Consider the following 598-nt stretch of genomic DNA (forward strand, 5'->3'; position numbering starts at 1 on the left):
TCCTTTTCCAAGGTCGGAACAGAAACATCTGTACCACAGTCATAAGTATCCTCGTGGACGTAGCACGTACCAGAACTTCCCTGAGCACCATCAACACATTTGGAACTGATGAAGCCGCACTGAGGGTTTTCTTCATATTTCTGACAGCTATCGAGATTCCCGCCCGTGTTTACCGGACAGTGCGTTTCACCTTGAGGGTCTGTCCAGCAGTCCATTTGCCCCTTATAAAAGTCATAGTCAGCTTTAACTCGAACCTTTTTGCATAGTTTTGGAATACCAGGCAAAGGTGACGGCTTGAGTTGAGATTCGCAAACTTTGATCCCATTGATGACTGTGCAGCCCGTAGCATCAGTCGGGTCATCTATACATGTGATCTCGCCTTCCGCAAAACCATCTACAACCCCTTTGGCTGAATCCATGCAGCTCTGTGGAGCCCACTCATCCTTGGTAATGGCTTTTGATGGGTCATAGCGTAGCTTTATGCGGCCAAAACCCTCACCTGCGCCAGTTACTGAAACGCGGATCTTAAACGTAACAACATCACCATCTTTCACATTCTTGAAATAGGGAGTGACATCAATATTAGGGTTTCGCTCCC

Annotated in this window: 1 pseudogene; it reads right to left on the bottom strand. The window is 47.3% G+C overall.

The window, feature by feature from the left end:
* Positions 1-598: pseudogene (locus tag R7040_RS28070) on the bottom strand (conjugal transfer protein TraN); the annotation flags it as partial.

The sequence above is a fragment of the Vibrio sp. 1069 genome (assembly GCF_033340555.1).